Genomic DNA, 6,206 nt, shown 5'->3' on the forward strand with positions numbered 1-6,206 from the left:
TCCGCCCGCCGCGCGGGGCGCGTCGGCAGGCCGAGCCAGACAGGGAAGCCGAGAGGAAGCCGAGAGTATGACCGAGGTCGTGATCACAGGCGCGGTGCGCACCGCGATCGGCACGTTCGGCGGCGCGCTGGCCGGCACGCCGCCCTCCGTCCTCGCCGCACGCTGCGTCGCGGAGGCGCTGCGCCGCGCCGGGACCGCGCCCGAGACGGTCGGGCACGTGGTCCTCGGCAACGTCATCCCGACCGAGCCCCGGGACGCCTACATCGCCCGCGTCGCGGCGATGGAGGGCGGGATTCCCGAGGAGGTGCCGGCCATGACGGTCAACCGCCTCTGCGGCAGCGGCCTGCAGGCGATCGTCTCGGCCGCGCAGTCCATCCTGCTCGGCGACGCCGAGACGGCCGTGGCCGGCGGCGCCGAGAGCATGAGCCGCGCCCCCCACCTGCTGACCACCGGGCGGACCGGGTCGCGCATGGGCGACGCCGTGCTGGTCGACTACATGCTCGGCGCGCTGACCGACCCGTTCGGCAACGGCCACATGGGCGTCACCGCCGAGAACGTGGCCGCGCGCTACGCCGTCCCCCGCGACGCGCAGGACGCCTTCGCGGCCGAGAGCCAGGCCCGCGCCGCGCGGGCGATCCGCGAGGGCCGGTTCCGCGACCAGATCCTGCCGATCGAGATCCAGCGCAAGCGCGAGACGGTGGCCTTCGACACCGACGAGCACCCGAAGGCCACGACCGCCGAGGACCTCGCCAAGCTGCGCCCGGCCTTCTCCAAGACCGGCAGCGTCACGGCCGGCAACGCCTCGGGGCTGAACGACGGCGCGGCGGCCCTCGTCCTGTCGAGCGCCGCGCGGGCCGCGCGCGACGGCGCGACGCCCCTCGCCCGCATCGTCGGCTACGCCCACGCCGGCGTGGACCCGTCCGAGATGGGCATGGGCCCGGTGCCGGCGGTGCGGCGGCTGCTGGAGCGGACCGGCCTGCGGGCGGCGGATTTCGACGTCGTCGAGTCGAACGAGGCCTTCGCGGCGCAGGCCTGCGCGGTCTCCCGCGCCCTCGACCTCGATCCCGACAGGGTCAACCCGAACGGCGGCGCCATCGCCCTCGGTCACCCGATCGGCGCCACGGGGGCGATCATCACCGTCAAGGCCCTCTACGAGCTGGCCCGGACCGGCGGCCGCTACGGGCTCGTGACCATGTGCATCGGCGGCGGCCAGGGGATCGCCATGGCCCTCGAGCGCGTCCCGTGACGCGGCCCTGAGGCACCATGCTGGACGCGGATCAGAGGACGGCGCTCTGCGCCTGGATCGGCCGGACCCTGGGGGCCGGGTCGGTCGCGCTCGACGACGCCCGGCCGCTGACCGGCGGCTCGATCCAGGAGAACTGGATGCTGTCGTGCCGGGTCGACGGCGCGCCCCGGAGCTTCGTCCTGCGCAAGGACGCGGCCGCCACCATCGCGTCGAGCCGCTCGCGGGCGGAGGAGTTCCGGATCCTGCGCGCCGCCTTCGCGGCCGGCGTGCGGGTGCCGGAGCCGGTCGGCTTCTGCGCGGATCCGGGGGTGGTCGGGGCGCCCTTCGCGCTGATGGGCCTCGTCTCCGGGATCGGGTTGGGGCCGCGGGTGGTCAAGGACACGAGCCTCGGCGGCGACCGCGCGGCCTTGGCCGAGCGGCTCGGCCGCGAGCTCGCCCGGACGCACGGCATCCTGCCGGCGGCCGGCCCGGGCACCGCCCCGGCGGACGACCTCGCCTTCCTCGGCGCGCCCGAGCCGGAGCCGGCCCTGGCCGAGATCCGCGCGCTCCGGGCGAGTCTCGACGGGATCGGCGCCGCGCGCCCGGCCCTCGAATGGGGCCTGCGCTGGGCCGAGCTCCACGCGCCGCCCTGTCCCCGGCCGGTCCTGGTCCACCGCGACTTCCGCACCGGCAACTACATGGTCGATGCCGAGGGCCTGACGGCGATCCTCGACTGGGAATTCGCCGGCTGGGGCGACCCGGTCCAGGATATCGGCTGGTTCTGCGCCGCCTGCTGGCGCTTCGGCCGGCCCGACCTGGAGGCCGGGGGCATCGCCCCGCGGGCCGCCTTCTACCGCGGCTACGAGGCCGAGAGCGGGCGCGCGATCGAGCCGGAGGCGGTGCGCTACTGGGAGGTCATGGCGCATCTGCGCTGGGCGGTGATCGCCCTGGAGCAGGGCCACCGCCACGTCTCCGGTCAGGAGACGTCGCTGGAGCTGGCGCTGACCGGCCGGATGGTCCCCGAACTCGAGGCCGCGATCCTGCGCGAGACCGCGCCCGAGCGGTGGGGAGCCCGATGAGCGAATCCTTCCCGGACGCGCCCGCGGGCGCCGCCCTCCTGTCGGTCGCCCGGCAGAGCCTCCTCGACGAGGTCGCGCCGGCCCTGTCGGGGCGCCAGCGCTACGTCCTGCTGATGGCCGCCAACGCGATGGGCGTGGTCATGCGGGAGATCGCGCAGGCCGGCGCGGCGGCCGGGGCCTGGGAGCGGGCGCTGGGCGGCGCCGGATCGCCGGCCGAGCTGGTCGCGGCGCTCCGCGCCGGCCGGCGCGACGGGGACGCGGCGCTCCACGCCGCGCTCGTCGAGACGACACGGATCGCCGCCGGCATCTGGAAGGCCCCGGGCTAGCGATCCCGGGCTCCAGATCCGGGCGTCAGTAGGTGCGGCCGGTGCCCCGGCGCCGGTCGTAGCGGCGCCCGAGATAGGCGATGAGCTTCGGCACGATGAAGGCCGTCAGGAGCTTGCGCAGCATCGGAAAAGCCTCCGTCAGCGGGTGCGGCGGACGAGCCATCCCGCCGCGAAAGCGACGGCGGCCAGGCCCAGCAGGGTGTTGGTGCGGTTGGCGTCGGCCGTGCGGATCGCCTGCCGGCCGTAATCGGCGCCGCGGCGGCGCGCATCCCGGGCGCGGTCCCGGCCCTCGTCGATCAGGTGGTCGGCCCGTCTCCGGGCGGCCTCGGCCAGATGGCGGCCGTTCTCCGCCAGGTCCTCCGTGAGGTCCTCGGCGCGGTCGCGGGCGCGGCCGTAGGCGTACTGCGCGCCGCCGGCCACTTGGTTGACGGCGCCGCGCACCTGGCGTCCCGGGTCACCGGTCAGGCCGCCCAGGGCGGTCTGGGCGCGGCCCTTGAGGTGGCGGGACGCGCCGCGGATCTGGTCGCGGTTCATGCAGCTCTCCTGGTGTCGGGGGAATGGAGCCCCGCCTCGGCGGGGGCGGCGGCGCCGGGGAGCCGGCGCCGCGGGACGGATCAGTGCTTGCCGGTGATCTTGTCGGCGACGGACTTGGCGCCGTCCTTGACGTCGCCGACGGTCTTCTGCGCCTCGCCCTTCAGCTCCTGCGCCTTGCCCTCGGCCACCAGCTTGTCGTTGCCCGTCGCCTTGCCGGCCGCCTGCTTGACGTTGCCCACCGCCTCGTTGGCCAGGCCCTTGATCTTGTCGGTCGTGCTGCTCATCGCGTGTGCTCCTGCTTCGCTGGTGAGGCCGGTCTCCCCGGCCGGTGGTGGCCCCCGCGATCGGCGCGGGGGCCGGTGAAGGTGTCAGAGGGAGGTGTCAGACGCGCCGGGTCTCGTAGGCGCCCAGCAGGGTCGCGGGCTTGGGCGCGCCCATCCGGCCGCCGACATACGCCGCCAGCGCACCCAGGATCAGCGCCAGCGCGGCGTAGAACGCGCCCTGCGTGGCCGCCGACTTCGCCGTCACGGCAGCGGCCTCGGCCTTCTGCTTGGCGCTGGCCACCGCCTGCTCGTACTGCTTCTGGTAGTCGTCGATCTGCGCCTTGGCCTGATCCGGCGTGATGCTCTGCGCCTTGGCCAGGGCGTCGGCGGCGCGGGTCTTGGCCTGCTCCTTCTGGGCCGGGTCACCGGTCAGGACGGCCTTCACCGCGGCCACGGCCGCGTCCTTGGCGGCCTGCGGGTCCTGGCCGGCGGCCTGCTGACGGACCTTGTCCTCGATGCCGTCGAGCGGGTTCGAGATCTTCGACAGCGACGGCGCCGCCGCCTGGGCGGCGGTCTGCACCGTGCCGCCGACGAGGTTGCCGGCGCCGCCGAGCGCGCTCGAGACGGTGCCGAGCGTGCCGCCGACCAGGCCGCTGGCGGCCGAGGTCAGCATGTACAGCACCACCAGGGTGGTGACCGCCCAGGAGACCAGCCCGTGCAGGGCGGCCGCGCCCGGAAGGGCCTTGCCCGAGAGCCGCCCGGCGATGAGGCCGCCGGCCAGCGAGGCGACGAGGCCGGAGGCGACGAACCACGCGCCCGCGCCCATGGAGACGGTGGAGGCGGAGGGGTTGTCGGCGGCGGTCGTGCCGACCGAGGCCAGCCCGACGCCGACGCCGACGAGGTTGATGATCACCTGGGTGACCAGCGCGGTCACGGCGCCGGCGAAGATGGCGCCCCAGGAGACTTGGTTGAGCAGGACGGCGCGCGTGTCGGCGTGCGCGTCCGGCGCGAGGGGCGTTGCAACGGTCTGGATGGTGGTCACGCTGTCACTCCGGTGGTGGATCGCTGAAATTCGTGGGGCCGCCGGCCCCCGGAAGGCCCGGAAGGCCCGGGGGCTGCCGGGACGCGGCTCAGTCGCGGCGGGCGCTGACGAGCAGGCCGAGGCCGAAGCCCGCGATGCCGGCGATGAGCAGGGCGGCGAGCGGGTACTCGGCGACCTGCTGGCCGACCTCGCGGGTGCCGCGGCGCAGGGCGTGGCTGCCGCGCGCGTAGGCGTCCTCGGCGTAGTCGTACGCCTCCTCGGCGGCGTGGCGGACGCCGCGCTCGGCGCGGGCGTACTGATCCTGCGCGGCGCCCTGGGCGCGGCGGGCGCGGGCCTCGACGTCGTCGGCCCCGAGATCGTCGACGGCGTCGCGGACCCGACCACCGAGGTCGCGGGCCGCGTCGGCCACGTGGTCGGCCGCGTCGCGCACGGTGTCCTTGGCCTGGCCGTAGAGGGTCTCGGCCTGTCCGGCGGCCTCGCGGGCGCGGCCCTCGACCGAGTCCCGCCGCGAGCCGGTCAGGTCGCCGAACGCGCCCTGCACCTTGCCGCCGAGTTCCCGGGCCGCGCCCGTGATCCGATTGGTATCGACCATGTCGTTCTCCTTCGTCGTCGCGTCGGCGACCGCCTCCGCGATCGCGCTCGTGGTGGGGGCGCCTCACCGTGAGGCGCCGGGTGACGTCCGTCAGCGCGGGCCGGAGCCCGCGGGCCCGGAGCCGGCCTTCGATCCGGGCGCGTCGCGTTTCTGGCGCCGGCCCTCGGTCTCCGTCCGGGCATCGCCGGTCAGCTTGCCGATGGCCTCCTTCACCGAGCCCTTGAGGTGCTCGGCGGACGGTGTCTTCCTGTCTTCGGTCATGGGCGCCTCGTCATGCGTGAGAAAACCCTTGCCGAGCAGAAGATGTACGCCGGGCGCGCCGGATCAATGGTGTGGTTGTACCAGTATGGCGGTATTCATTCGTCAGAGATGTTCAGGGGAAAGCCGTTCTCGCGCCCCCAGACGACTGCCTCGCTGCGCTTGTGGATGCCGATCTTGCGGTACAGTGCGGCGCCGTGATTGCGCACCGTGTTGCGCGACAGCCCGAGCTTGCGCGCGATCGCGTCGTCGCTGAGCCCCGAGCAGATCAGGTTGAGGATCTGGCGCTCGCGCACGGTCAGGTTCGGCGCCGCCGCGTCGCCGCCCTCCCGGGCCGGCCGGCGCAGGTTCGCCAGCTTCTCGATCAGCCCGCGGCTGAACCACGACGTGTCGGCCATCACCGTCTCGATCGCGTCGAACAGCTCCCGCTCCGAGTGCTTGCGCTCGGTGATGTCCTGCAGCACCAGCAGAACGAAGGCCGTCTCGTTGATCTCGACCCGCTCGGCCGAGACCAGGCAGTCGAGGTTCGCGCCGCTCTCGTGGCGCAGGCACACCTCGAGACCCAGCACGTAGCCCTGCCGCTCCAGGGCGGCCTCGACCTGCAGGCGCTGCTTCTCGGCGACCCACAGGCCGGCCTCCTCCAGCGAGCGGCCGACGACGCGGTCCTCGCCCAGGCCGAAGACCCGGCTGAACGCCTCGTTCACGCCCGTGACCTGGCCGTCCTCGGCCCGCACCAGCACGGTCGGGATCGGCGTCATCCGGAACGCCTTGGCGAAGCGCTCCTCGCTCTGGCGCAGGGCGGCCTCGGCCTTCCGGCGCAGTTCCAGGTCCGCGAAGGTGAACAGCATGCAGGGCTCGTCGCCCATCTCGATCGGCTGCCCGGCGAC

9 protein-coding genes are annotated in these 6,206 nt (G+C 74.6%); 3 read left to right on the forward strand and 6 right to left on the reverse strand.

Annotation, left to right across the window (positions count from 1 at the left end):
- Positions 1 to 67 precede the first annotated feature (67 nt).
- From bktB to BM419_RS27025, 3 genes are read left to right on the forward strand one after another with little or no spacing between them, the layout of a single operon-like run.
- The gene (gene bktB / locus BM419_RS27015) at positions 68 to 1,246 is read left to right on the forward strand and encodes a beta-ketothiolase BktB (protein ID WP_091928241.1); all 1,179 of its coding nucleotides are present in this window, start codon (positions 68 to 70) and stop codon (positions 1,244 to 1,246) included.
- A gap of 17 nt (positions 1,247 to 1,263) precedes the next feature.
- Positions 1,264 to 2,304: a phosphotransferase family protein gene (locus tag BM419_RS27020; RefSeq protein WP_091928242.1), complete on the forward strand. Its 1,041-nt coding sequence runs from the start codon at positions 1,264 to 1,266 to the stop codon at positions 2,302 to 2,304.
- Complete coding sequence (locus tag BM419_RS27025; RefSeq protein WP_056524493.1) at positions 2,301 to 2,630, forward strand: DUF6285 domain-containing protein; 330 nt, start codon at positions 2,301 to 2,303, stop codon at positions 2,628 to 2,630. Before BM419_RS27020 ends, BM419_RS27025 begins: the two co-directional genes overlap by 4 nt.
- 138 nt (positions 2,631 to 2,768) lie before the next feature.
- Here the strand turns inward: BM419_RS27025 and BM419_RS27030 are convergent, their stop codons facing one another.
- The 6 genes from BM419_RS27030 to BM419_RS27055 all read right to left on the reverse strand — a co-directional run.
- The gene (locus BM419_RS27030; protein WP_091928243.1) at positions 2,769 to 3,164 is read right to left on the reverse strand and encodes a CsbD family protein; all 396 of its coding nucleotides are present in this window, start codon (positions 3,162 to 3,164) and stop codon (positions 2,769 to 2,771) included.
- 80 nt (positions 3,165 to 3,244) lie between these two features.
- Positions 3,245 to 3,448, reverse strand: coding sequence for a CsbD family protein (locus BM419_RS27035; protein WP_020096305.1), 204 nt, complete (start codon positions 3,446 to 3,448; stop codon positions 3,245 to 3,247).
- Between the two features lie 97 nt (positions 3,449 to 3,545).
- A complete protein-coding gene (locus tag BM419_RS27040; RefSeq protein ID WP_091928244.1) occupies positions 3,546 to 4,469 on the reverse strand; it encodes a PhnA-like protein in 924 nt (307 codons plus the stop codon).
- Positions 4,470 to 4,557: 88 nt separating this feature from the next.
- The gene (locus tag BM419_RS27045; RefSeq protein WP_091683262.1) at positions 4,558 to 5,061 is read right to left on the reverse strand and encodes a CsbD family protein; all 504 of its coding nucleotides are present in this window, start codon (positions 5,059 to 5,061) and stop codon (positions 4,558 to 4,560) included.
- 90 nt (positions 5,062 to 5,151) lie between these two features.
- Positions 5,152 to 5,322 (reverse strand): CsbD family protein, encoded by a 171-nt coding sequence (locus BM419_RS27050; RefSeq protein WP_020096302.1) that lies wholly within the window; start codon positions 5,320 to 5,322, stop codon positions 5,152 to 5,154.
- 95 nt (positions 5,323 to 5,417) lie between these two features.
- The coding region (locus BM419_RS27055; protein ID WP_139257129.1) for a helix-turn-helix transcriptional regulator at positions 5,418 to 6,206 on the reverse strand (789 nt) is incomplete at its 5' end.

Source organism: Methylobacterium sp. yr668 (genome assembly GCF_900116245.1).
GTDB lineage: Bacteria > Pseudomonadota > Alphaproteobacteria > Rhizobiales > Beijerinckiaceae > Methylobacterium.

Excerpts from the sequence above, each read along its gene's own strand:
- bktB (WP_091928241.1), top strand. The coding sequence starts at position 68 with ATGACCGAGGTCGTGATCACAGGCGCGGTGCGCACCGCGATCGGCACG.
- BM419_RS27020 (WP_091928242.1), top strand. The coding sequence starts at position 1,264 with ATGCTGGACGCGGATCAGAGGACGGCGCTCTGCGCCTGGATCGGCCGG.
- BM419_RS27025 (WP_056524493.1), top strand. The coding sequence starts at position 2,301 with ATGAGCGAATCCTTCCCGGACGCGCCCGCGGGCGCCGCCCTCCTGTCG.
- BM419_RS27030 (WP_091928243.1), bottom strand. The coding sequence starts at position 3,164 with ATGAACCGCGACCAGATCCGCGGCGCGTCCCGCCACCTCAAGGGCCGC.
- BM419_RS27035 (WP_020096305.1), bottom strand. The coding sequence starts at position 3,448 with ATGAGCAGCACGACCGACAAGATCAAGGGCCTGGCCAACGAGGCGGTG.
- BM419_RS27045 (WP_091683262.1), bottom strand. The coding sequence starts at position 5,061 with ATGGTCGATACCAATCGGATCACGGGCGCGGCCCGGGAACTCGGCGGC.
- BM419_RS27050 (WP_020096302.1), bottom strand. The coding sequence starts at position 5,322 with ATGACCGAAGACAGGAAGACACCGTCCGCCGAGCACCTCAAGGGCTCG.